This is a genomic window from Deltaproteobacteria bacterium (assembly GCA_028818775.1).
Taxonomy (GTDB): domain Bacteria; phylum Desulfobacterota; class Binatia; order UBA9968; family JAJDTQ01; genus JAJDTQ01.
The window spans coordinates 1-25033 of the sequence record JAPPNE010000003.1; the positions used below are offsets into that span (position 1 = coordinate 1).

At 66.6% G+C, this 25033-nt stretch carries 20 protein-coding genes; 13 read left to right on the forward strand and 7 right to left on the reverse strand.

Going from position 1 to position 25033, the window contains the following annotated elements:
- From OXU42_00295 to OXU42_00325, 7 genes are all read left to right on the forward strand, one after another.
- On the forward strand, positions 1-143 hold a 143-nt coding region (locus OXU42_00295), incomplete at its 5' end, for a zinc metalloprotease HtpX (GenBank protein ID MDE0027831.1).
- Positions 144-255: 112 nt separating this feature from the next.
- Positions 256-1335, forward strand: coding sequence for an LLM class flavin-dependent oxidoreductase (locus tag OXU42_00300; GenBank protein ID MDE0027832.1), 1080 nt, complete (start codon positions 256-258; stop codon positions 1333-1335).
- 35 nt (positions 1336-1370) lie between these two features.
- Positions 1371-2654 (forward strand): MFS transporter, encoded by a 1284-nt coding sequence (locus OXU42_00305; GenBank protein ID MDE0027833.1) that lies wholly within the window; start codon positions 1371-1373, stop codon positions 2652-2654.
- 10 nt (positions 2655-2664) lie between these two features.
- Positions 2665-3645: an amidohydrolase family protein gene (locus OXU42_00310; protein ID MDE0027834.1), complete on the forward strand. Its 981-nt coding sequence runs from the start codon at positions 2665-2667 to the stop codon at positions 3643-3645.
- 22 nt (positions 3646-3667) lie between these two features.
- Complete coding sequence (locus tag OXU42_00315) at positions 3668-4432, forward strand: hypothetical protein (protein ID MDE0027835.1); 765 nt, start codon at positions 3668-3670, stop codon at positions 4430-4432.
- 393 nt (positions 4433-4825) lie between these two features.
- Positions 4826-5164, forward strand: coding sequence for a helix-turn-helix transcriptional regulator (locus tag OXU42_00320; protein MDE0027836.1), 339 nt, complete (start codon positions 4826-4828; stop codon positions 5162-5164).
- Positions 5154-6431: a type II toxin-antitoxin system HipA family toxin gene (locus tag OXU42_00325; protein MDE0027837.1), complete on the forward strand. Its 1278-nt coding sequence runs from the start codon at positions 5154-5156 to the stop codon at positions 6429-6431. The genes OXU42_00320 and OXU42_00325 overlap by 11 nt, the downstream gene beginning before the upstream one ends.
- Before the next feature lie 54 nt (positions 6432-6485).
- Here OXU42_00325 and OXU42_00330 read toward each other — a convergent pair whose 3' ends face one another.
- The 5 genes from OXU42_00330 to OXU42_00350 form a co-directional block, all read right to left on the reverse strand.
- Complete coding sequence (locus OXU42_00330; protein MDE0027838.1) at positions 6486-8786, reverse strand: xanthine dehydrogenase family protein molybdopterin-binding subunit; 2301 nt, start codon at positions 8784-8786, stop codon at positions 6486-6488.
- A gap of 72 nt (positions 8787-8858) precedes the next feature.
- Positions 8859-10169: a CCA tRNA nucleotidyltransferase gene (locus OXU42_00335; protein ID MDE0027839.1), complete on the reverse strand. Its 1311-nt coding sequence runs from the start codon at positions 10167-10169 to the stop codon at positions 8859-8861.
- A gap of 136 nt (positions 10170-10305) precedes the next feature.
- Entirely contained in the window at positions 10306-11619 is a 1314-nt protein-coding gene (locus OXU42_00340) for a pitrilysin family protein (GenBank protein ID MDE0027840.1), read from the reverse strand.
- Positions 11616-12953, reverse strand: a complete 1338-nt coding sequence (locus OXU42_00345) for a pitrilysin family protein (GenBank protein MDE0027841.1) — start codon at positions 12951-12953, stop codon at positions 11616-11618. The genes OXU42_00340 and OXU42_00345 overlap by 4 nt, the downstream gene beginning before the upstream one ends.
- A 63-nt stretch (positions 12954-13016) precedes the next feature.
- A complete protein-coding gene (locus OXU42_00350; GenBank protein ID MDE0027842.1) occupies positions 13017-14000 on the reverse strand; it encodes a sigma-54 dependent transcriptional regulator in 984 nt (327 codons plus the stop codon).
- A gap of 437 nt (positions 14001-14437) precedes the next feature.
- On the opposite strand from OXU42_00350, the gene OXU42_00355 reads away from it, so the two are divergent.
- Positions 14438-15325, forward strand: a complete 888-nt coding sequence (locus tag OXU42_00355; GenBank protein MDE0027843.1) for a heme-dependent peroxidase — start codon at positions 14438-14440, stop codon at positions 15323-15325.
- 260 nt (positions 15326-15585) lie between these two features.
- On the forward strand, positions 15586-16104 hold the full coding sequence (locus OXU42_00360) for a thermonuclease family protein (protein MDE0027844.1): 519 nt from the start codon (positions 15586-15588) through the stop codon (positions 16102-16104).
- A gap of 174 nt (positions 16105-16278) precedes the next feature.
- Here OXU42_00360 and OXU42_00365 read toward each other — a convergent pair whose 3' ends face one another.
- Complete coding sequence (locus OXU42_00365) at positions 16279-17322, reverse strand: ornithine cyclodeaminase family protein (GenBank protein MDE0027845.1); 1044 nt, start codon at positions 17320-17322, stop codon at positions 16279-16281.
- Between the two features lie 107 nt (positions 17323-17429).
- Positions 17430-18650 carry an MFS transporter gene (locus tag OXU42_00370; protein ID MDE0027846.1) on the reverse strand — a complete coding sequence of 407 codons (1221 nt, stop codon included), beginning with the start codon at positions 18648-18650 and terminating at the stop codon, positions 17430-17432.
- A 228-nt stretch (positions 18651-18878) separates the two neighbouring features.
- On the opposite strand from OXU42_00370, the gene OXU42_00375 reads away from it, so the two are divergent.
- From OXU42_00375 to OXU42_00390, 4 genes are all read left to right on the forward strand, one after another.
- A complete protein-coding gene (locus tag OXU42_00375) occupies positions 18879-19775 on the forward strand; it encodes a TAXI family TRAP transporter solute-binding subunit (GenBank protein MDE0027847.1) in 897 nt (298 codons plus the stop codon).
- A gap of 48 nt (positions 19776-19823) precedes the next feature.
- Positions 19824-21125: a hypothetical protein gene (locus OXU42_00380; protein MDE0027848.1), complete on the forward strand. Its 1302-nt coding sequence runs from the start codon at positions 19824-19826 to the stop codon at positions 21123-21125.
- Positions 21126-21250: 125 nt separating this feature from the next.
- On the forward strand, positions 21251-23617 hold the full coding sequence (locus tag OXU42_00385; GenBank protein MDE0027849.1) for a fatty acid desaturase: 2367 nt from the start codon (positions 21251-21253) through the stop codon (positions 23615-23617).
- 191 nt (positions 23618-23808) lie between these two features.
- On the forward strand, positions 23809-25033 hold a 1225-nt coding region (locus OXU42_00390; protein MDE0027850.1), incomplete at its 3' end, for a TOMM precursor leader peptide-binding protein.

Genomic DNA, 25033 nt, shown 5'->3' on the forward strand with positions numbered 1-25033 from the left:
CCGAGCACATGCCGGAACAGTTGGAGGCAATGGGGATCTCGGGCGTCCGCAAGGGCGGTATGCGAATGCTCTTTGCCAGCCATCCCCCCATCGAGGACCGTATCGCCGCGCTGCGGGAAGAACGCCACGCCGCCGGCTCCTAGTGTGGCGTCTGGTTAATTCGCAGCATAATCTGCGGGTCTTGCGGCGGCCTTGCCGCCGTAACAGAATCCCTATACATCCCCCAATGGAAGTCAACGGCGACAGGGGGACGGAATGGCGATCTTCTCCGGGGAGTTCGGGCTGCAGTTCGTGCTGCAGGCGGCGTCCTACTACACCACGCGGGAACTGGCGGACTTGGCGGAGCTGGGCGCGGAGCGGGGCTTCAAGCAGGTCTGGCTCAGCGACTCGCTGCGCTATCGCAACGTCCTGAGCGTCGCCACCGCCATCGCGGCGCGTGCGCCGGTCAAGGTGGGCACCGCCATCCTGGTGCCTTACTTCCGCAATCCCATCGACGTGGCCGACGCCGTGCTGGCCATCTCGGAACTGACCGACGGCCGCGAGATCAGCCTCGGCATCGCCAAGGGCAGCAAGGGGCAGGTGCCGCAGTACCTGGAGATGCGCAAGCCGTTCCGGGTGGTGCGCGAGACCGTGGGATTTCTCGGCGGGCTGTTCCGTGGCGAGGAGGTGCGGTTCGAAGAGTACCCCGCGCTGTGCGACTACTTCCACATGAACCCACGGGGACACATCGAGCTGGTGCGCCCGCCCGCGGCGCCCGTGCGCTTCTACGGCGGCGGCGTGGGCCCGCGCTTCCTGGCCATCGCAGGCGAGACCATGGAAGGCGTGCTCATGGGCGGTTACTTTATCTCCATGCACAAGTTAGGGAGGCTGGAGCAGGCCATGGCGGGGGCGGACGCCGCGGCGCACGCGGTGGACCCGGACAAGAAGCTGCGCAAGGTGTGCGAGATCAACCTGGCGGTGTCGGAGGAACCGGAGTTGGCGCTGGCGGAGGCGAAGAAGTACTCGGCCCACCACATGGTGAGCCTCCAGGCCCTGGGTTACAGCCCCGAGGAGTTCGAGCGCATCGGCATTGACTATGAGCGGGTCAACCGCATCCGGGAAGCGCTTCACTCGGGCATGACCATCGAACAGGCTTCGCGGGAGCTAGTGACCGACGCCATGCCGCGCGCCTGCTTCGTCGCCGGCCGGCCGTCGGACTGCGTGGAGCCCATCCTGGAGCTGGCGGCCGAAGCCGAGCGCCTCGGGTTCGAGCAGATCTCGTTCGCCAAGCTCGGGCGGGACTACGCTTCGGTCATCCGTTTCCTGAGCGACGAGGTCATTCCCAGGTTGTCGTAACGTCGTTTCTGCGCGAGACGAACGAGTCCGTCCTTTTGAACGCTTCAGTCGCCGACCCCGCTTCCGCCCGCACGGCGCGGCTCAACCGCACCTACCCGTGGGTGGTGCTGGGCATCTCGTTCATGACCGTCGCCGCCGCCTTCGGGTGCCGCGCGGCGTTCGCGCTGTTCTTCGTGGCGGTTATCGAGGAGTTTCACTGGAGCCGCGGGTTGGCCGCCGGCGCGCTGACTCTGGGCTCGGTGGCGTGGACCGTCTCCGCGCCGGCGTGGGGACACATGTTGGACCGGCTCGGCCCCAGGTTCGTGTTCCCGGCAGGCGCCGGTCTCATGGCGGCGGGATTCGCCGTCAGCGCCATGACCCAGACCGTCTGGCACTACTACCTGGGCATGGGCCTTCTGGTGGGCCTCGGTTTCGCCGCTCTGCCCATGACCTCGCAGGCCACGGTCATCAGCAACTGGTTCGTTCGCAAGCGCGGCATGGCCATGGGCCTTGCGGCTTCGGGGATCGGCGTCGGGATCTTCCTGGTGGTGCCGGCCGCGGAGTGGCTGATCGGCGCGTTGGGCTGGCGCAACGCGTACCTGATGCTGGCCGGAGTGATGCTGACCGCGGTGGTACCGCTCAACCTGTTCCTCCAGCGGCGCCGGCCGCAGGACATGGGACTGCTGCCGGACTTCGGCGCCACCGCGGCAGAGGGAAGCGGTGGCCCGCGCCGGGCGCGGGAAGGCGGCGTGACTCTCGCCGCGGCGCTCCGCAACTACCGGTTCTGGGCGCTGTGCGGGGGGTTCGTGTTCGGCGCCATCCCCGTGCACATGGTGCTCGTGCACCAGGTGGCCGCCATGGTGGACGCGGGACTCTCGCGGGAGTTCGGTGCCTGGGTATTGGGCCTCACCGGGTTCTTCACCACCTTCACCATGATCGGCATGGGGACCCTCTCGGACCGGATCGGCAGCGAGCGGGCCTACACCATCGGCAGCGTTGCCCTGGTGGGCGGCATCCTGATGATCCTCTACCTCGACGGGATGCCGGAGGCCCTGGTGGTGTCCCTGTACCCGCCGCTGTTCGCCGTGGGTTTCGGGTCGCGGCAGGGGCTCTATCCGACCATCGCCGCCGACATCTTTCACGGCGAGCATTTCGGCTCGATCATCGGCTTGCTGGCTTTCAGCATCGGAATGGGCGCGGGCGTCGGCCCCTGGCTGGCGGGCTACCTCCACGACATTTCGGGCAGCTATGCCAGCTCGTGCTGGATCGGCATCGTCCTGTGTGTGCTATCGTTGGCGTGCATCTGGATCGTGGCCCCGAGCAAGGGCGCGGATGCCTGAGGAGACTCCCATGGCGAAGACCCTGATCATCGACGCGCATCACCACTGGATGCCCGAGGAACACTACCGGAACCCGGAGCCGCTCCTCCGGCCCGGCGAGGCGGTGGTGCGGCAGCCCGACCGGTTCGGCATCCGCCGGGAAGGGGTGCAGCTCTTCGGACCCCCCGCCATGACCGCGGACATGGCCGCGCAGATCGACGAGATGGACCGGGTGGGGATCGATAGGGCCGTGCTCCACGTGGGCTGCTGGGTGGACTGGATCGACGTCCCGGCCGCGCGCTTCATCAACGACGAGATGGCCAGGCTCGTGGAACAGTTCCCAGGCCGCATCATCCCATTGGCACACGTGCCCGCGCTGGAGGCAGGCGGCCGCCGGGAGCTCAAGCGCGCGGTGCTGAAATTGGGCTTCCGCGGCGTCGGCATCAACACCCATATCCGCGGTGCCCTGCTGGACGACAAGCGCTATCACCCATTCTACCGGCTGGTCTCCGACCTGGACATCCCCATATTCGTGCACCCGTCCTCGGAGCTGCCGCTGGCGCACCCTCACGGCATGGAGCAGTTCAACCTCACCCGCAACCTCGGGCGCGCCATGGACAACACCATCAACATCGTGCGGCTCATGCTGAGCGGCACGCTGGAGAAGTTCCCCGGCCTTCGCTTTGTCTTCACCCACCTGGGCGGCGCCTGGTTCGCGCTCCGCAACCGCCTGAACCCGTCCTTCTGGGACAAGCGCGAGCAGGGCTACTTCGACAAGTTCCGGGACCGCATCTTCATCGACACCGCCCCTCCGTTCTGGCGCCCGCTCGAGATCCGTTTCGCCATGGACATGGTGGGCGAGGACCAGGTGCTCATGGGCAGCGATTTTCCCACCATCGACCGGCTCGGCGACGCCGTCGCCATCGTGAAGGCCGTGAGGGCCGGCGCCGCCGCCAAGCGCAAGCTGCTGGGCGGGAACGTGGCCCGGCTGTTCCCGGAGAACGGCTGCTGAGGGCAGGGGAGGGGACTACGTCGTGAAAGTCCTCATGTGCCCGCCGCTCCACTACGAGCCCGCCCCCGGTGAGGACGCCTCCGCCGTCATGGCCGAGTGGCGCGGCCTCTACCGCCTGCTGCGCGACGAGCTCGGCGTGCAGGTGGACCTGCTGGAGCCCAGGCCCGACATGCCCAGGCTCGTGCTGGCCGCCAGCGGCGGATTCGTCTGGAAGGATTCCTTCATCGCAAGCCGGTTTCGAGAAGACTCAAGGCGATCCGAAGCCGAGGCCTGGGAGAACTTCTTTCTGGTCCGGGGCTACGCCACGCCGGGGCTCCCGGAAGGCTGCCGCTTCGAAGGCGAGCGCGACCTGGTGGGCGTGGGCGGGACGATGTTCGCGGGGTATCGGTCCGACGACGACCTGGCCGCCCACGCGGCCGTCGCCAAGGTCCTCGGCGGCGAGATCCGCTCCCTTCGCCTGTCCGACGCCTGGGACCGGCCCCTCGACACTTGCCTGTGTCCGCTGGGCGACGGCGGCGCGTTGTTCCATCCGGACGCCTTCGACCCGAGCGCGCGGAAAGACCTCGAGGACCACGTGCCTCGGCTCCATCCGGTCGACACCGATGATGCCCGGCGCTTGGGATGCAATGCCCTGGTTGCAGGACAGAACGTCGTCCTGCCCCAGGGTTGCCGAGGGATCGCCGCCCACTTGGAGAAGACGGGCTTCCAGGTCCACCACTTGCCTGTAGGCGCGTTTGCCCGGCACGCCGCCGGGCCGAAGTCGCTGGTCCTCAAGATTGCGGGCTGACTCGGCCACTGCCCGCTCCTGCTCTACTCGCCCGCCAAGCTTCGCAATACAACTTTTACTTGTATTGACACAACGCAATATACTTGTAGCTGCCCCAGCTCGAACTACTTGCAATCGCACGACGCCTTGCCGGCGCCTTCCGCCGAATCGGACGGACCGAACCGGCCGACGATATTCTCCGGACGATGAAGGCTATCTCGCGGCGCTCGAAGCGGCCAGCGTCAGGATGGAGATCGAACCGCTCGCCGGCTTTGTGGCACAAAGGGTCCGGTGGTCGCTGGAACAGGGATACCGATTTATGGAACACAAATTTTATAAATCGCTTGAAATCTGCTAGGATGATCTACTAATAAGGCAACAAGTCCTTTTAAAATCTATTTATGGAACAAAAAGATGGCGAAGCCCGCACACAGAAGCTATTCCCGCTATGCCCGTGAAGCCGCAGAGCTTCTCGGGCTGATGATCCGTAACGCGCGCATCGAACGGGACATCACAGTCGCCGATGTCGCCGAACGCGCCGGGATTTCGCGCGGCCTCGTGCATCGTATCGAAAAAGGTGAAATGGGCTCCTCCATCGGTGCGGCCTTCGAGGCGGCCGCCATTGTCGGGCTGCGCCTGTTCGAAGCCGAACCGACGACGCTGACGCGCCATCTGTCGATGGAACGCGACAAGCTCACCCTGCTGCCGCAATCCGTCCGCACGGGAACGACGAAGGTGAAGGATGACTTCTGATCACCGCGACACGAAAGCGCCGGAGGAAGCCTATGTCTGGATATGGCTGCCCGGCGCGACGGCACCGGTCGTCGCCGGTCGAATCGCGCGTGACGGGGAGCGGCTGATCTTCAACTACGGCCAGAGCTATCTGGACCGGAATGAACGCATTCCGATCTACGAGCCGGAACTGCCGTTGCGCAGCGGAGCGATTGCGCCCGAAGTCGGGCTGAGCATGGCCGGATGCCTGCGCGACGCCGCGCCGGATGCATGGGGCCGTCGCGTCATCCTGAATCGGACCTTCGGACGCAAGGGCAAGGATGTCGACACCGCCGAGCTCGACGAGCTGACCTACCTACTGGAGTCCGGCTCCGACCGAATCGGCGCTCTGGACTTTCAGCACTCTCCTTCCGAGTACGTGCCGCGGGCCGCTCAAGCCGCTACGCTCGAAGAACTGCTGAGCGCCGCCGAGAAAGTCGAGAATGGCGTGCCGCTGACGCCCGATCTCGATCAGGCGCTGTTGCACGGTACGTCGCTCGGCGGTGCGCGCCCGAAGGCGATGATCCAGGACGGCGACACAAAGCTGATCGCCAAGTTCTCGTCTTCGACCGACACCTACAACGTGGTGAAGGCGGAATATGTCGCCATGCGCCTTGCCGCCAAGGTGGGGCTTGACGTCGCCCCCGTGCGTCTTGAGCACGTCGCCGGCAAGGACGTGCTGCTGGTCGAGCGGTTCGACCGCACAAAGATGAAAGACGACTGGACGCGGAAGGCGATGGTCTCGGCGCTGACGCTGTTCGTTCTCGATGAGATGATGGCGCGTTACGCCAGCTATGAAGACCTTGCAGAAATCATCCGGCACCGCTTCACCTCGCCGAAGGCGACGTTGCGCGAGCTGTACGGACGGCTCGTGTTCAACATCCTGTGCGGCAATACCGACGATCACGCCCGCAACCATGCGGGCTTCTGGGACGGCGAACACCTGACCCTGACGCCTGCCTATGACATTTGTCCGCAAAGCCGTTCCGGCAATGTGGCCAGCCAGGCGATGCTGATCGTAGGAGATAATCGGTCGAGCACACTTGCGACCTGCCTGGAGGCCGCGCCCAATTTCCAGCTCAGCGACAAAGCGGCGAAGAACATCATCGACCGGCAGATCGGCACCATCCGGGATGCATGGGACGACATCTGCGAGGAAGCCACATTGACCGAAGTCGAACGCAACCTGTTCGGTCAGCGCATCTTTCTGAATGACTATATCTTCGAAGGCACGGAAGGCCCGTGGTGATGGAGACCCTATCGTGGCAGTAGCGGCAACTGAAAGGACCGAGATCAATGGAAGTTACTTCCCCCCGCCCTCCCGCATCGCCCGCCACATCCTCTCCGGCGTGATGGGCAGGTCGCGCACGCGGACGCCGACGGCATCCTCGATGGCGTTGCCGATGGCGGGGGAGACGGGCATGAGGCCGCCTTCGCCGAGGCCCTTGGAGCCGTAGGGGCCGGGGCCGTTGGCGTCTTCGACCATGATGGTGTGGAAGGTCCCGGGGATGTCCTTGAAGGAGGGCAGGCGGTAGTCGATGATGTTCGGGTTGAGCAGGTGGCCGTTTTCGTACTGCATCTCCTCCATCAGCGAGTGGCCGATGGCGAACATGACGCCGCCCTCGTCCTGGCCCTCGCACTGGAGCGGGTGGATGGCCTTGCCCACGTCGGCGGTGGAGATGTACTTGAGGAGCTTCACCACGCCGGTGTCGGGGTCCACTTCCACCTCGGCGCCGCCCCAGCTCGTTTCCCAGAAGGTGGTGGGAGAGCCCAGCACGGCCTTCTTGCTGTGCACGTCCTGGTAGCTGCCCTTGGCCAGCAGTTCGCCGCCCTTGGCGCCGAAGGTGTGGTTGAGCACCTCCTCGTAGCTCATGCGCTTGCCCTTGCCGGCGTGGACGTGGCCGTTCTTGAAGGTGACCTGGCCGGCCTTGCACTTGAGCAGCCTGGCCGCGGCCCGGCGCAACTGCCGCTTCAGCTCGGCGGCGGCCCGCTCCACGCACAGGCCCATGATGACCATGGAGCTGCTGGCGTTGGTGGCGGCGTCGTAGGGGGTGGAGTCGGTGTCGAGCTGGGCCACGGTGACGGCCTCGTAGGGCAGGGACAGTTCTTCGGCCACCACCTGGGCCAGGGCGGTGCGGCAGCCTTGTCCGATCTCCACGGTGCCGGTGAACAGCACCGCGCTGCCGTCGGAGTTGAGCTTGATGGAAGCCGACGCCACCTTGTAGGTGCCGCCGCCGTCCTTCATGCAGCAGGCCAGGCCCATGCCGCGGTTCGGTTCCTTCCTCTTCCTTCCCCAGCCCAGGGCCTTGGCGGTGCGCCTCAGGCCCGCCTCCAGGTCGCAGTCCACCGGGCTGTCGCCCTTGGTGAAGAGGCCGCCTTTCTTCATCAGGTTGCGGACGCGGAACTCCAGGGGGTCGATTTCGAGCCGGCGGGCGATCATGTCCATCTGGGACTCGTACGCCCAGGTGACCTGCAGGGTGCCGAAACCCCGGAACGCGCCGGCGGGCACGGCGTTGGTGTAGACCGTGTAGGCGTCCACCTTGACGTTGGGGATGCGGTACGGACCGGGGGCGCGGTAGCCGGCCTTCTGGGACACCCGCGGCCCGTAGTCGGCGTAGGCGCCCGTGCCCATGTGCACCTCGCACTCCCGCGCCACGAGCTTGCCGTCACGGGTGACGCCGGTCTTGATGCGGAACCGGGCGGGATGGCGGGTGATGGTGCGGAAGGTCTCCTCGGAGGTGTGGGTGATCTTCACCGTCCGCCCGGTCTTCCACGCCAGCGCTGCCACCAAGGGCTCGTTCTTCACCGACAGCTTGCCGCCGTAGGCGCCGCCGATGTGGGGCACGATGACCCGCACCCGGTTGATGGGGATGGAGAAGAACTCGGCGATGTGGCGCTGGAGGGTGAACGGGTCCTGGGTGGAGGACCACAGGGTCACGTGCCCGTCCTCCACCGCGGCGATGGTGATGTGGGGCTCCAGCGGGTAGTGCTGGACCTGCGGGAAGGTGAAGACGTCCTCGAACACCTCGTCGGCTTCGGCGAAGCCCTTGTCCACGTCGCCCCGGGAGTAGTTGTACGCGTAGCAGACGTTGGTGCCGCGGAACTCTTCGGGCACTCGGTAGGCGTGGCCGTGCAGCTCGTCCGCGTCCGCCACCTGCTCGTGCACCAGCGGCGCGCCCGGCGCGATGGCCTCGGCCACGTCCGTCACCGCGGGAAGCTCTTCGTACTCGGTCTCGATGAGCGCCAGCGCCGCGTCCGCGGCAGCCTCGTCCACCGCCGCCACCGCCGCCACCGGGTCGCCGTCGTAGCGCACCTTGTCCAGGGCGACGATGGTCTGGTCCTTGTAGGCCGAGCCGTAGTACGGGTTCATGCCGTCCAGGGTGTCCCGGGTCAGCACCGTGACCACGCCCGGCAGCGCCGCCGCCCTGGCGGCGTCGATGCGCAGCAGGCGCGCGTGCGGGAAGGGGCTGCGCAGGACCTTGGCGTGGAGCATGCCCGGCAGCTCCAGGTCCATGGCGTAGACGGCCTTGCCGGTGGCCTTGACCACGCCGTCCACCCGGTGGTGGGACTTGCCGATGACCTGGTGTTTCGCGGCTTTCGCCATTCGTCGTTACCTCCGTGTGGATCGGGCAGCGGCAAGCGCGGGGCGACCTGCAAGGGAACCGGGTCCGGAGTCCTACCCGCGCGGATAGCGCTCACGCACCCATACTGTGGCCTCTTCCGCCGTCCTCAACTCCCCTTCGAGCTGGGCTTCCTCGACGGCCCGCAGCATCGCCGAGAACGCCGGGCCGGGCGCGTAGCCGAGCCGGATGAGGTCGCGGCCGCGCAGCAGCGGCTCCGGTTTCACTTCCTTTTCGCCCAGTTCGGCGAGCTTTTGTTGACAGAAGTCGTAGTAGCCCAGATCGCCGTTGGATGAAAGCGCGTCGATGCGGCACAGCTCCAGCAGCTCGTGGATGCCGTCCTGGGCGAGGAAGCGCTTGAGGGTGCTGAGGCGCATTTTCGGCGCTTGGGTGTAGTGCAGATGGCAGCGCACCAGCCAGGCCACGCGCTCGGTCACGGCGCGGCTGCGCTTGAGGCGCTGGAGGATCTCCACGGCCATCTCCGCGCCCAGCTCGGGGTGGCCGTAGAAGGTCACGCGCTCGCCCGTGGGCTCGCGGCACGGGGGCTTGGCCACGTCGTGCAGCAGGCAGCCGTAGGCCAGGGTCTCGGTGGGGGCGTCCAGGTGCCCGAGGAGCAGCAGCGTGTGCACGAACACGTCGCCTTCGGGATGGAAGTCCGGCGTCTGCCCGCAGCCCTTCATGGCGGCGATCTCGGGCAGGATCACCTCCAGGAGCCCGGTCTCGTCCAGCAGCTCGAACCCGCGCCGGGCGCCGCCCTCGGTGAGGGTGCGGGTGATCTCCGCGCCGATGCGTTCCCACGCCACCTGGGTGACGGCGGCGGCGTGGTCCTGGATGGCCCGGACCGTGGGTCCGTCTATGGCGAAGCCCAAGCCGCAGGCCAGGCGGACGGCGCGGACCATGCGCAGGTGGTCCTCGGCGAAGCGCTCGCGCGGATCGCCGATGGCCCGGACCAGGCCTCGGGCCAAGTCTTCCCGGCCGTCCACCAGGTCGATGACCCGGTCCTCCGCCGGGTCGTACATCATGGCGTTGATGGTGAAATCGCGCCGGCGGACATCGTCCTCCAGGGTGCCCTGGCGCACGTGATCGGGCCGGCGCCCGTCGCGGTAGGGGCCGTCTGAGCGGAAGGTGGTGACTTCGAACGGCTCGCCCTCCACCAACACGACGATGGAGCCGAACTGCGATCCCACGTCAACGGTGTCGGGGAAGATGGTTTGGACCGCCCGAGGGGGCGCCGCCGTGGCCACGTCGTAGTCCTTGGGTTCCCGTCCCAGGAGCCGGTCGCGCACGCAGCCGCCGGCGAGGTAGGCCTCGTGGCCGGCCTCGCGCAGGCGCTGGATGATGTGGAGTGCCTTGTCCTCTTGTGACACGGGATCATTCCCTGAGGGCGCGGTTCAGGCTTTCAGCCCGGTTCGCGCCGCGTATGCCGGCACGCGCGGGGTTGAATCCGCCCGGTGGCGGTTCGAATCGGGGAAGTGAATCTACGGGACCCTGGGCTCCTCAGTTCTACAGGGCCGCCTTGTCGAGGTTCCCGACCACCGTGAGGATGAGCTTGTCGGGTTGCAGGTATTCTTGGGCGACCCGGTGGACGTCCTCGGCGGTGACCTTCCGGATCAGGTCCGGGTAGCGGTCGACGTAGTCCAGCCCCAGGCCGAGATACTCCACCTGCCCCAGGAAGTCGGCGATGGCGCCGTTGGTCTCGAGGCCCAGGGCGAAGCTGCCGATGAGGTAGCTCTTGGCGTCCGCCAGTTCCTCCTCGGTGACGCCGTCGCGCCGGATGCGCTCGATCTCGGCCCTGGCCGTCTCGATGGCCTCACGGGCGCTCTCGTTGCGGGTCTGCATGGCCATCTGGAAGCGCCCGGTCTCCTTGCTGGCGAGGAAGTAGCTGTAGACGACGTACGCCAGGCCGCGTTCGTTGCGGATGCTGTCCCCGAGCCGCGAAGACAGGCTGCCGCCGCCCAGGATCTGGTTCATCACCCGGATGGCGTAGTGGTCGGGGTTCGACCGGAGCGGCCCCTCGTGCCCCATGATGATGTTGGACTGGCTGAGGTTGCGGTCGATCTTGATTGCTGCCCGTTCCGGCGCCTGCAAGGTCACCGGCCCGTCCGGCGCGCCGTCGCTCTTTTCCCAGCCCGCCAGGGCCTCGGCGAGCTTGCGCTTCATCTCCTCGTGGGTGATGTCGCCCACGGCCACGAGAATGGTGCGGTCGGGGCGGTAGTAGCGTTGGTGGAAGTCCGCCACCGCGTTCCGGTCCAGGCCCTGGACCGAATCCCGCGAGCCTTCCACCGGGCGGCCGTAGAAGCTGCCGGGGTAGAGGGCGGCGCGGAATGCTTCCCGGGCGATGGAGCCCGGGCGGTCGCGCTTGGCCCGGATGGAGGCCAGGAGGGACTGCTTCGTGCGGTCCAGCTCCGTCTCCGGGAAGGACGGCTCCGTCAGCACCTCGCTCATGAGCGCCAGGCCGGTGTCCAGGTCCTTCTTGAGGATGCTCAGGCTTACCGTGGCGAGTTCGCGGCCGGCGTCGGTCCCCAGGTGGGCGCCCATGCCCTCGACCAGGCCGCTGATGGCCATGGAGTCGCGCGCGGCCGTGCCCCGGGTGAGGAGCCGGGAGGCGAGGTTGGCCAGGCCGTGCCGGTCCGCGGGATCGTAGCGCGAGCCGGCGCGGATCAGCAGCTCCACGGAGACGATGGGCAGCGCGGGCTGCTCCGAGGTCACCAGGACCATCCCGTTGGGGAGTATCTCGCGTTGCGCGTTCATGGCGGCGGAGGCGACGGCCTGCGGCGCCAGGACTAGGCACAGCAGAAGCGGCAGCCAGCGTTTCATGAGCGTTTCCTCTCCTGGGGCACCAGGGTCCCTACGGTGCGGCGGTCCCGGTCGAGATACTGCCGCGCCACCCGACGGACGTCCTCGGCCGTGACCCCCTGGATGCCTCCCAGGTATTCGTTCATCCGGCGCCATCCGCCGGTCACCTCATAGAAGCCGACGCGCATGGCCTGGCCCCGGTTGGACTCCTGGGCGAAGATGAAGCTCGCCGCCACCTGGTTCTTGGCCTTGTCGAGCTCCGCCTGGGTGACGCCCTCGTCCCGCACCCGGCCGATCACCGCGTCGATGGCCGCCTCCACCTCGGCGATGTCCTTGCCCGGCATGGCCTGGGCGCCGAGGCTGAAAGTGGTAGGGTCGATGGAAACCCGATGGTAGCCCGCGTAGGCGTAGCGCGCGATGCGCTTCTCGTACACCAGGTCCCGGTGAAGCCGCGACGTGCGCCCGCGCGACAGGATCATCTCCAGCACGTCCAGCGCGTAGCTGTCCGCGTGGCCCACCTCGGGCACGTGGTAGTTCATGATCACCACCGGCAACTCGGCTTCCTTCTTGAGCTGCACACGCCGCTCGCCCCGCTGGGGCGGCTCGGCCTGTCCCACCTCGGGGGGTTCCGGCCCGCGCGGGATGGCGCCGAAATGCTCGCGGATCCGCGCCAGGATCTCTTCGCTGTCGAAGTCCCCGGCCACCACGATGAAGGCGTTGTTGGGCGCGTAGTAGGTCCGGTAGAAGTCCTTGAGGTCCTGCAGGGTCATGCGCTCGATGTCCTGCGGCCAGCCGATGATGGGACGGCGGTACGGGTGCACGGCGTAGGTCACCGCCCTGGTGACCTCGCCCAGCGCCGCCCGCGGCCGGTCGTCGGTGCGCTGCCGCCGCTCCTCCTGCACGACCTTCTTCTCGGGCGTGAAGTGGACCTCCCGGAGGCGCGTGTTGACCATGCGGTCGGCCTCGAGCTCGATGGCCACGCCGATGGATTCCCGGCCCATGGTGGCGTGGTACACGGTGGTGTCGTAGGAGGTGAACGCGTTGGAGCGGCCGCCGTGCTTCCGGATGATGCGCGCGTATTCCTCGGGCGCCACCTTGTCGGTGCCCTTGAACATCATGTGCTCGAGGAAGTGCGCGATGCCGCTCTTGCCGGCCACCTCGTTGCGCGAGCCCACCCGGTACCACACCTGGAAGGTGACCGCGGGGCTCCGGTGGTTCTCCAGCAGCAGCACCTTGAGGCCGTTGTCGAGGACCTCCTCACGGACGTCCACCATTCCCTTGGGCGCCGCCGCCCCGGCCACGGCCGGGAGCAGGGTGACCAGGAACAAGCCAGCGAGGCGATGTGTCCAGTCCATGAGTTTGAAGATATCGGGCAGGCGGGGTGGACGCAACAGGGTCCGCGGCGCAGGACACTAGCCTCAAGACCCGTTGGGCGTGGCCAGGCGGCGCGGTATGAGCGAACCGAGTCCGTGGCGCCGCATGCGTTCGATGAAGGTGGTGCGGTTCAGGCCCAACAGGTTTGCGGCGGCTGTCTTGTTGCCGTTGGCGCGCTCCAGCGCCTGCACCATCATTTCGCGTTGAAAACGGCGGATGCACTGATCGATGTCGATGCCGTCGCTGGGCAGAATGAACTCCCGAAGCAGCGCCGCTTCGCGGGGGGACCTCAGGTAACTGGAGAGCTCGGGCAGGTCCTGGACACGGATCTCCGGGTGGTCCGTGAGGGTGACCAGCCGCTCGATGAGGTTTTCCATTTCACGCACGTTTCCCGGCCAGTCGTATGCCTGCAGGCGCGTCATCGCGGCCTCCTCGATGGTCCGGGGAGGGTTTCCGCTGTAACGTTTGAGGAAGTGTAGGACCAAGGGAGGTATGTCGTCCCGCCGCGCCCGCAAGGGAGGCAGCTCCAGGGCAAGGATGGCGAGCCGGTAGTAGAGGTCCTCGCGGAACAGTCCTGCCGGAATGGCTTCCCGCAGGTCGCGGTTGGTGGCGGCGACGAAACGCGCGTTCGTGCGTGTGGCGACGTCGCTACCCAACGGATTGAATTCCCGCTCCTGAAGGACGCGCAGCAGCTTGGCCTGAAGCCTGGGCGTGATCTCACCGATCTCGTCAAGGAAGATGGTCCCTTCCTTGGCCGTCATGAAACGTCCCGACCGGGACTGTTGCGCACCGGTAAAGGCGCCTCTGACATGGCCGAACAACTCGTTCTCCAACAGATCCTCGGGTATGGCGCCGCAGTTGACGGCGACAAACGGCTGCCTCGCGCGCTTGCTGCGGTCGTGTATGGTCCGTGCGATGAGTTCCTTTCCGGTCCCGCTCTCGCCCGTGATGAGGACGGTGGAGTCGCTCGCGGCGATCCTCAGCGTGAGATCGAAGACGCGCCGCATGGCTTCGCTTTGCCCTATCATGGAATCAAGGGTGTCACGGAGGGAGTTGCCCCCTGACTGATTGTTCGTCTGCCCCATTCTTTCCTCCTCTTATTGATACTTATCTGTACAATAAGATTATGGAATGCAATAGTTGCGCCAACGCCGGCTGTTGTGCGGTTGCTGAAATTTTCCGCGCTGCATGAATAAACGAGGGTCGGCGGCGCTGTTCCTGACGGGAGTCGCCAAATCCATGACAATTTCGCCCCTTGAGAACCTGGGCTGGAGCCGCCCAACTGTGCGGTTTTGCGTCCCTTTCGGAATGTCACGACGCTGACAGGTGATTGTCGACTTTGTGCCGAAACATTTCGCGTCCGTGTAGCGAGGGTGTGTGTGCCGCCGTGCCGGGGCCGGATGCTGCTTGAAATGGCGGGTCCGGGCAGTAAAACTGGAGATCGTGCGGTGAGCACCGCGTTTCAATGAGTGATCCTGCGAACAAGACCGCGTCTGTCGCCGGCGAGAAGGGCGTACCCCCTGTTCCCCTTACCCTGGAGGGCTGGAGCATCCTCCACCAGATGTTCCGCATTCGCTGGCCTGAGTGGAACGCGGCGGCTCCGGCGGCGCGAAGGAATGCCACGGACGAAGCGGTTTCCGCACTGAAGTCCATGGAGAACACCGCCGGTGGCCGCACCGGGCTGACCTCGCTCCTGGGCCACAAGGGCGACCTCATGCTCATCCACTTCCGCGACTCGATGGACGCCTTGAACGAGGCCGAGTTGGCGCTGGCCCAGCTCAAGCTGGCGCCGTTCCTCGAGCCCACCACCTCCTACCTCTCGGTGGTGGAGCTGGGCCTCTACAGCGCCTCGGGCCAGCTCTACCGTTCCCTCCAGGAGAAGGGCGTGGCCCCCGACACGCCGGAGTGGAAGGAGCAGGTGGCGGCCTATCTGGTCCAGGCGCGGAAGACCATGGAGGGCCGCCTCCGGCCCGACATCCCCGCCCGGCGCTACGTCTGCTTCTATCCCATGGACAAGAAGCGCGGCGAGGCCAAGAACTGGTATGATGCGCCCTTCGCCGAGCGCCAACGCATGATGGCGGACCACGGCTTCATCGGCCGGCGCTACGCCGGCCAGGTGACCCAGATCATCTCGGGCTCCATCGGCTTCGACGACTGGGAGTGGGGCGTGGACCTCTTCGCCGACGACCCCGTTGTGTTCAAGAAGCTGGTCTACGAGATGCGCTTCGACGAGGCCAGTGCCCTCTACGGCCTGTTCGGCCCTTTCTATCTGGGGCTTCAGTTCCGGGCGGAGGAGTTGGGAACGTTGCTGGAGGGACGGACGCCCGGGTTCGGGACGGGATCTGCCAAATAGGCTCAGCCTTTCCTTTGACAACGGATTCCGAATCGGTTAGTCATTAACTCTGCAAGCGTCGTTGGGGATCGTCACTTTCCTGTGTCGGGTCCTCCGTCGGAATACAATAGCCTGTAGTGGCCTTGGAGTAGCTGCCCGGGCCTGGGCGAATACGCGGAACATCAACACACCCTGATGATGCTTGCAAGGACCCGACTACCCCGTCCCCGGGTATTCGGTGGTCCGCCAAGTTTGCGTACTTCTTTGCAAGGAGGTGTGCAATGGCAGGGCATCAGGGTGTCGCCATCGCCTTCATTTGTCTCTTCCTTCTCGGCCTTGGCCAGGTCCGGGCAGTGGCCGGTGATACGGCGCGTTCGTCGCCGATCAACGACAAGAGCGCTGCGAAGCCCGCTCCCGAAGGCGCTGGCATCCAGACGCCAGCTCGCGTGTTGTCCGTGACCGACGGCGACGCCGTAAAGGTCAACGCGCTCATGTGGCCCGGTCTCACCTGGAAGGGAAGCGTCCGTGTCGAGGGGGTGGATACTCCGGAACTAGGCGGTCGCGCCAAGTGCGAAGCCGAGAAGCGGAGGGCCGAGGCGGCACGTGACTTTGTCAAGGAACGGGTCGGCAAACGGGTAACATTGGTGAACGTCAAGAATGACAAGTACGCCGGGCGCGTCGTGGCGCGCATTAAACTGGCCGATGGGACCGACTTGACGGAACTCCTGATTCAGGCCAAGCACGGACGGCCCTACAACGGAGGACGACGGCGCGGATGGTGTGGTCAGCAAGGGAGCTGATGCGTGTGTTCGTGGGTAATTTCGCCATGTAGTAGTTGGTCGATGTTGTGAATCTTGACGTTCCACGGTCGCTGTCGTAGATCTTCTCGTGAGACGCAATCTTGTATTGCCCTCTTTCCGAGGCCCGCGCTCCGGCGCGGGCTTTCGCGTATCTGGACATCAGGATGGACTGCGTCAAAACTCGATCCCGATCTCCCTGGAACTCGCCAGGTCGAAGATCCGGCTGGCAATCGCGATATCCGCCACTCCCTGTCCCGCGTTGTTCTTGAACAGCGTGATCTGTTCCGCCGAAGTGCGGCCCGGGACCCGCCCGGTCAGCAGGTCGCTCAGGTCCCCGACCTGCTCCCACCGCAGGATCCCTTTCTCCACCGGCTCGTAGAAGTCCCCCTGCTGGTCCTGGATGGCCTGTTCGCGGGAGTTGGCGACGATGACGTCGGCGCGTTGCACGGTGGTGTCGTCGATCTCGCGGCGCCGTTGCTTGATGAGACCGGCGTTCATGAGGCCGACGTTGCCGCCGACGATGGAGGTGACGTGCATGCCGGGCTCGAGCCAGTCGCCGTCGAATACCGGGACGTTGGAGTTGGTGGCGGTGAGCACCACGTCGGCGCCGTGGATGGCTTCGCGGGGACTGTCCGCCGGGACGATCTCGCACGGCACCAGCGGCTGCATCTCCTCGCAAAAGGCGGCGCGGCTCTCGGGGGTGCGGCAGAAGAGCTGCACCCGCTTGAAGGGACGGATGGCGGCGAAGGCCAGGAGGTGGTACTTGGCTTCGGCGCCGGCGCCGAGGAGGGCGAGCACGGCGGCGTCTTCCCGCGCCAGGTGGCGGGTGCCCACGGCGCTCGTGGCGGAAGTGCGCAGTTGCGTGGCGCGGGTGGCGGGCACGCCCGCGACCCCGAAGCGGCCCACCAGCACGCCTTTCAGGGAGGAGTCCTTGGTGTCGAAGAGCACCACGCACGGGCGCCCGGCGTGGTCGTAGGTCTGGTTCTCGCCGGACGCGGCCACGAACTCCGAATGGGCCAGCACGCCGATGCCACCCAGGCTGGGGACGCCGCCGGGATGCACGCTCACCCGCGCGCCTTTCCGGGTCATGACCCTGCGGCGCGGGGCGTTGAGCTCCGCGTTGTCCCCCAACTCCCGGAAGCCCGCCTCCACGGCGTCGATGGCTTCCTCCATGGTGATGACTTCGGCCGCGTCCTCGGCCCGGATCAGTAGCGCCACGTCGTTCCAGTCCTTTCAGGGGTTGCCGCGCGTGGACGCGCGGGTCCAGGTCGCGGGTAGGGGCGACCGGCCGGTCGCCCCTACGGGAGATCAGCCGGTCACGGATTCTACGGGGCGGAGGTTCCGGCCGCCGCGGCCGGGACCGTGCGGGAAATGGCCCTTTCGTCGATGGGGTAGTGGATGATGGCGGCCGCGACGCCAAGGCCGACGGCGGTCCACCAGACGATGTCGTAGGAGCCGGTGTAGTCGAACAGCACGCCGCCGAGCCAGATGCCGATGAAGCTGCCGATCTGGTGATCCAGGAAGACGATGCCGTAGAGCATGGCCATGTAGCGGGTGCCGAAGACCTGCGCGACGATGCCGCTGGTGAGCGGGATGGTGCTCAGGAAGAGCAGCCCCATGACCGACGAGAACACGATCACGCTGGTGTCGGTCATCGGGAACAGGAAGAACCCCGTCATGACCACCGCGCGCATGAAGTAGATGAAGCTCAGCAGGTTCTTCTTGCTGTAGCGGTTGCCCAGGGCGCCGGCCGCCAGGCAGCCGAAGACGTTGAAGAACCCCAGGAGCGAGATGGCGGTGGCGCCGAGCCCGGGGGACAGCCCGTTGTCCACCAGGAGCGCGGGCAGGTGCTGGGCAATGAACAGGGTCTGGAACCCGCACACGAAGAACCCCGCGGTCAGCAGCAGGTAGCCCGAGTGGCGCCGGGCTTCGCCCAGGGCCTGCCACAGGGTCTGGTCGCGCTGCACCGCGGCGGTCGTGTTCTCGGCCAGCGCCGCCGACAGCGGGACGATGAGGCCGGCCACCAGCGCCAGCAGCACCAGGGTCTCGACCCAGCCGTGGGACGACAGGAACACCTGGGTGAACGGCACCACCAGGAACTGCCCGGACGAGCCGCCGGCGCTGCCGATGCCGAGGTAGAGGCCGCGCCACTTGGCCGGCGCGCTGCGGCCGATGACGGCGAGCACGAGCGAAAAGCTGGTGCCGCTCATGGCCACTCCCGTGAGCAGGGCGGTGCTCAGGGTCATGCTCAACGGGTCCGTGGACACGGACATGAGATAGAGTCCGGCCATGTAGGCGACGGCGCTCAGGGCCACCACCTTGGCCGAGCCGTAACGGTCGGCGAGGCCTCCGAGGAACGGCTGCGCCAGGCCCCAGATGAGGCTCTGGAGCGCCACGGCCAGGGAGAAGACGCCGCGGGGCCAGCCCAGCGTGTCGCTGATGGGGGTGAGGAACAGGCCGTAGGTCTGGCGGATGCCGAAGGACAGCAGCATCACCAGGGTGCCGCAGATGAGCACCACGACCGGGGTGCGCCAGGAACGTTGCATGGGTGTGATGAGTCATAGAGGGTGCGGGGGTTCCGGGTCAAGCGCGGCGGACCCGCCCCCTCCCCCTGGATTTGTTCCGGGACGACGGCATTCCGGGTGTCCGGGCTCTTGGGGGCGGGGGTGACAAGGTCGCCGGCATCGTGCATAAAACTCGACAGTACGGGGGAGCGCTACGGGCGGGTTCCTTTGACGTTCGCCACGGGATTCTTTTCACGGGGAGGTAAGGCGATGGTTTTCAGGATCGGCACGGCGGATGAGGGCGGCACGTTCGACACCCAGGGCGCGGCCGTGGCCCGGGTGTTCAACGAGTCCCGCCCGCCTGAGGAACACTGCGAGCTCACCCGCAGCTTCGCGAGCATCGACAACGCCAACCGGCTCGACCGGGGCGAGATCGAGTTCGGCTTCATGGCGTCCAACTGGGCGCCGCGGGCGGCCCGGGGGACGGCGCCCTTCGACCACCCCATCGGCCTGCGCATGGTCTCGCCGGCCAACGCCGGCCCGATCTTCTTCATCGCCCTGGCGGACTCGCCCGTCGGGAACATCGCCGATCTCGCCGGCAAGCGGGTGGCGGTGGGGGCTCGCGACAGCGGCATGACCCAGCACGTCCACACCATCTGCGACGCGCTGGGCATTCCCTTCTCGGACTTCGACCCGGTCTACATGACCTTCCCGGAGGGAGCCGACGCCCTGGTGGCGGGGGAGGTGGACGTCCAGTTCCAGTGCCCGATCCCCAATGCCGTGATGACCGACCTGAGCCAACGAGCCCGGGTCAAGGTGGTCCCGTACCGCGAGGAGCAGATCGAGGACGTGCTCTCCAAGGTCCCGTTCTACCGGCGCGTGGTCATGCGCCGGCGCGCCTTCCGCGGCGTGGACGAAGACATCCCCCAGCTCGCGGTGCTCAACGTCCTGGTGAGCCACGAGCGGGTGGACGAGGACCTCGTGTGCGAGTTCGCCTCCACGCTGGTGCGGAACGCCGAAGCGCTGGCCCGGATCAATCCCCTGTTCGACGGACTGGCCGAGCTTTACGAACCGCTTCGGACCCGTGGCGCCGCGGCGCTGGAGCTGGACGGGGTGCCGCTGCATCCCGGAGCGGTGAGGGCTTACCGGGACGCGGGCTATCTTTAATGGGGGGTGATGGGGTGCCGGACGCGGCCTCGGAGCCGGAGAGGTTCCATGAAAAATCCCATTGACGCGGCGGATCGCCTCAAATCACGAGCCGAGGACGACAGCGACTTTCGCGAAAGACTCCTGGCCAAGCCCAGAGAGACCATCGAACAGGAGCTCGGCGTGACGCTGGCCCAGGACCATGAGATCCACGTGCACGAGGAAACCTATGGCGTGACGCACTTGGTGCTTCCGCCGCGCGGCAAATTCACCGCGGCCGAACGGGAGGAGGCGAGAGCCGGCGCGACATCGCTCGAATTCCTGCGCAAGACCATGTACAATCCCGCGCCGCCCGCGCGGCCCCCGGCCCCTGAACGGCCGCGGGCTCGAGAGGCTGCCGCGACCCCGGAGGCGCTGGCTAGCGCGGGCAGGGAAAGCATCCGCCGCGGTCTCGCCTTCCTGGAGTCCACCCTCGACGAACAGGGGGCCTGGCACTGCGTCCGGTTCAATACGGCCGACCCGAATGTTCCGCGGCATTTCGAAAGGCCTCCCTTTGTGTCGGCCCTCTGCGCGCTCGCCCTGGAGAGCAGCGATGAAGCGCGCGCCAGGGCCATGTGCGCCGCCGCCAGGGCGTATCTGGTCAAGACCATCGAGCACCCCGGACTGTGGCGCTACTACCGCCACCTGCCCCAGGATCTCGACAGCACCTCCCTCTGCTCGCTTGTCATCGGGACTCACCCCTGGATCGCGCTGGGAAGGAACGTTCCGCGGATACTGGCGAACCGCGACCGGGAAGGCCGTTTCAGGACCTGGATGCTGGAGGAGGACGAACCCAATGTGGTTGCGACCTTTCGCATCGAGGCAGACCCGGTGGTCAACGCCAACGTCATCGCTTACCTGGGCGACCACGCCGAGACCAAGGCCGCCCAACGCTGGCTGGAATCGTTGATTGCCGAGGGAAACCTGGAGGGCTCGTCCAAGTGGTATCCCGACACGGTCGCCATCTACTACGCCGCAACCCGCGCCATGATCCACGCGCGGCCCGCCCTCGATGGCCTGCGCCCGATACTCGCGGACCGCATCCTGGGCCTGCGCGACGACAACGGAGAGTTCGGCGAGGTCCTCCGGACGGCCCAGGCCGTGTCGGCGCTCTACAACATCGGCAGCCTCGAGCGCATCAACGCGAAGCGCCAGGTGGAAAGGTTCATCGGTGTGCAAAGCGAGGACGGTAGCTGGCCGGAGCTTCTCGCGTTCGGCGATCAATCGTCGAAGTGGGGCACGTTCGGCCAGATAGGGCACGGCTCCGAAGCCGTGACCTCCGCGTTCTGCATCGAGGCGCTGGAGCGTCTCGTGGAGGTTCTGAGGGGCTGACGTGTATATTCAAGAGTCGGGTCCTACCCTCCGTGTTTGTGGGTGAAAGTATCCACTGATAAAATCGGATCGTTACCGGGGAGGCAAGGTCCGTTATGCCGCAGGATACAGCCGTAGGTAGTGGCTTGGGTCCGGACAAGGCTGACATCTCGCGGCAGATCGAGCCGTCGCTCCGCAACGCCCTCCCGCATTACCTGCCCTTGGGCATTTTCCCGTTGCTTCTTGCCGCCGTGATGTATGGCGGCTGGTGGCTCTTGCCGCCGTTTCTCTTCATGAGCGTCGTGGGGCCGCTGGATCGGGCGCTCGGTCCCGACGGCCGCAACATGGACCCGGAGAACACGCCGGAACGGCGGCTGCTCTGGCACAATCTGCCCGTCTGGACCTGGGCGTTCGTGTGGCCGCCGACGCTCATCTTCGGCATGTGGCAGATCCTTGTCGCGAATCAGTTCGCGATCTGGGAAGCCGTGATCCTGGTGATCCTTCTGACCATGGAAGCGCAGGCCGTGTTCGTGGTCGGTCACGAGCTGATACACCGGCGCTCTGCCTGGGAACGGCGCCTCGGGGAATTCCTGCTGGCCTCGGCCTCGTATCCGCAGTATTCGACCGAGCATGTCTACATCCACCATGCCAAGGTCGGCACGCCGCTCGACGTGGGCTCGGCTCCCAAGGGGGAGAGTTTCTGGAGATATTTCCCCAGGGAGATCGCAAGCAACATCACCAACTCCTGGGAATTCGCCGGCGAGCGCCTGGCCCGGCGCGGTCTGCCGCGGTGGCATTACAGCAATCAGTTCTGGCGCTACGGCATCGCTCTCCTGTTCTGGTACGGGCTGGTGTGGTGGATGAGCGGGATCCTGGCGGTGCTGGTCTTTGTCTTTCTCGGACTGAGCTGTGTCTTCTCGATGAAGATCAGCAACTACTTCCAGCACTACGGTCTGCGCCGGGTGCGTCAGCCGAACGGCCGTTGGGAAAAGGTGATGCCGCGCCATTCCTGGAACGCGGACTGGAAGTACAGCAACTGGATGTTCTTCAACATGCAGCGCCATGCGGACCATCACGCGGCGGCGGCGCGCCACTACCCGCTGCTCCAGGTTCGCGACGCCGATGAAGCGCCGGTGTTGCCGGGAACCTACGCCGACATGATGAACATCGTGCTGCGGCCGAAGCGCTGGTTCGAGAAGATGGATCCGTTGGTGGACCAATGGCGCGCGCATTTCTATCCGGAGATCGATGACTGGAGCGCCTACGACAGCCCGATTGCCGCGGCGCGGCCGGAAGCCTTCGAGGCCATCGTCGAAATCTTCGGCGCCGCCCCGCGGCTCGCCAAATGGATCGAACGCAACCCGGAACTTCTGGACAGCCTGCAGGACCGGGAATTCACCGACCTCGACCTGCCCAAGGGCTTCGGGCCTGATCGGGAAACCGAGGCGATCGCGCGGCGCGGCCTTGCGCGACTCTATTGGACGGTTGAGATGGGTGTTCAGGAGATGAAGGACCTGATCGCCGAAATCCCCACGGCGGATGCCCGGGAAACCGCGGAGATCGTGCGCAACTGGTCCAACGACAAGGCGTTTCAGATCGCCATGCACGTGGTGCGCGGAAACCTGTCGCCGGGCGAGGCCAGGACCGCGCTGTCCAATCTCGCCGAAGCGTCGATCGCGACGTTGCTTGGCGCCGTGGTGGCGGACGTGGTCGAGCGGTCGGGACCGCTCGGCGCGGGCGGGGTCGCGGCGATATTCCTGGGCGATCTCGCCAGCAGGGAGGCTTATCCCGGCGTTGCCGTCGAGATGCTGTTCGTTCATGACGGTGGCGGGGTGGGCGAAAACGAACGGCTGTGCCGGCGGTTCCGGGAGACCCTGACCGATCTGGCGCGGGACAGCCTGTTGTTTTCTCCGATCGCGCCCGTCGCGGATTCCCTGCTCGCGCTACCGCTCGCGGAACTGGCCGGGCATGGCCGGGACCCTGCTTCCCGCGCGATTCCCGTGCTCACCCGGGCGCGCTGCGTGTTCGAGTGCGGCGACTCCGACATGGGGCGCCGCTTCGACGAAGCACGGCGCAAAGCCTTGGCCGAACGCGGGGCGAACGAGTCCCTGATGGGCAAGCTGCACGAGCCGCGGGAAGACGCCGCCGAAACCGGCGTGTCGACCTACGCTCATATGCGCGGCGGGCTGGATGATGTGGAGAGGGCCGCGCGCTTCCTTCAGTTGACGAACGCCGGCGCCGGCCTCGACGATCCGGCCCCGCCCGCCGCGGCGGTGCTTCGTAGCGCTGGCGCGGAGCCGCTGGCGCGGGCCGCGTCCCTGTGGCGGGACCTGCAGGGCATCACGCGCCTCATCGGCGAAGAGGGGTTCGACGCGGCCGCGTCAACCCCGAGGGCCCGGTCTCTCGTCGCGAGCGCTTGCGGACACGAGGATTTTGAAGCGCTCGCGGCGGCGGTCGCCGAAACCGCGTCCCGCGCCGCCGCCGGGATCGATGCCCTTTCTTTCCGCGCATGAAGGTGCGTCATCGACGCTTGGCCGAGAATTCGAATGGCGCCCTTCGACTTCGCTCCGCTACGCTCAGGACGAACGGTTGTGATGGCCTTTTCGCCGTTCGTCCTGAGCGTAGCGACGCGTAGTGTCGCGAAGTCGAAGGACAGTGCGATGACTCGGACAGACTCTTAGCCGATCTGGCGCGGAGAACTCGGATGCCGGTGCAGACGGACTCGAATCCCCGGCGCGGAATCCTGCTCAAGACGACCCCCGCGGACGAGGGTCTCGTCAAGCTTGCCGTGCTGACCCCGCACCTGCAATTCCACGATATCGGCGAACACGAGACGCTGCTGGTCTCCGAGTCGTTCAATACCCTGCTGCACGGCAAGCTGCACCACGATTTGCTGCCGCTGCTCGATGGCCGGCGCGCGCTTGACGAGATTGTCGCGGCGCTCGACGGCGCCCATGCCGGCGCGGATGTTCTCGCGGCCATTGCGGCGCTCTCCGCCAAGGGCTACGTCGTTTCCGCCGATCACGGCATGGACCGGGGCCGGGCGGCCTACTGGTCGTCTCTCGGTGCATCGCCGCGCTGGGCCGAACAACGGCTGGCGCGGTCGCACGTGGCGGTGGAAGGTGACGACGGCCGGTTCAACCGCCACCTGGAGGAATGCGGCGCCCGCGTGGGGTCCGGCGACCCCAAGCTCACCGTCGTCGTCTGCGACGATTATCTCGCCCCACCCCTCGCGGAGGTGAATCGGCGCCGGCTCTTGACGCAAGCGCCGTGGACGCTGGTGCGGCCGCGGGGCATGGAGGCGCTGTTCGGTCCCGTCTTTCCCGCCGACAGGCAAGGACCCTGCTGGGACTGCCTGGCGTACCGCTTGCGCAACCACCAGGAGGTCCACGGCTTTCTGCGCAACGTTGCCGGCGAGGAGGCTGCCTTCAAGCCGTTCGCGGCCCAGCCCGCGGTGCTGGACGCGCTGTACGGGCTGATGGCGGCGGAGATCGTCAAGTGGCTGGTGCTGGATGAGGCCGCGCCGGTTCACCGGCACGCCATCGCGATGAACGTCGGCACCTTCGAGAGTTCGCGGCATCGTGTCATGCGCCGGCCGCAGTGCCTGGCCTGCGGCGACGAGGCGCTGTATCGTCCGGATCGGCCGCCCGTTCCGCTGCGTCTGAATGCGAGTCCCAAGGCCCACCGCAACAGCGGCGGCGCGCGCACCGTGGCGCCTGAAGTCACCCTGGCGCGGTACCGCCACCTGGTGAGCCGGATCAGCGGCGTCGTGACCTGGCTCTCGCGCACCACCGACGAGGCCGATACCTGGCTGCATGTCTATTGGGCCGGGAGCAATCTCGGCATGAGAAGCCGGAGCCTGAGTTCGCTCAGGCGCAGCCTGCGCAGCAAGAGCGCCGGCAAGGGCAGCACGCGGGAACAATCCGAGG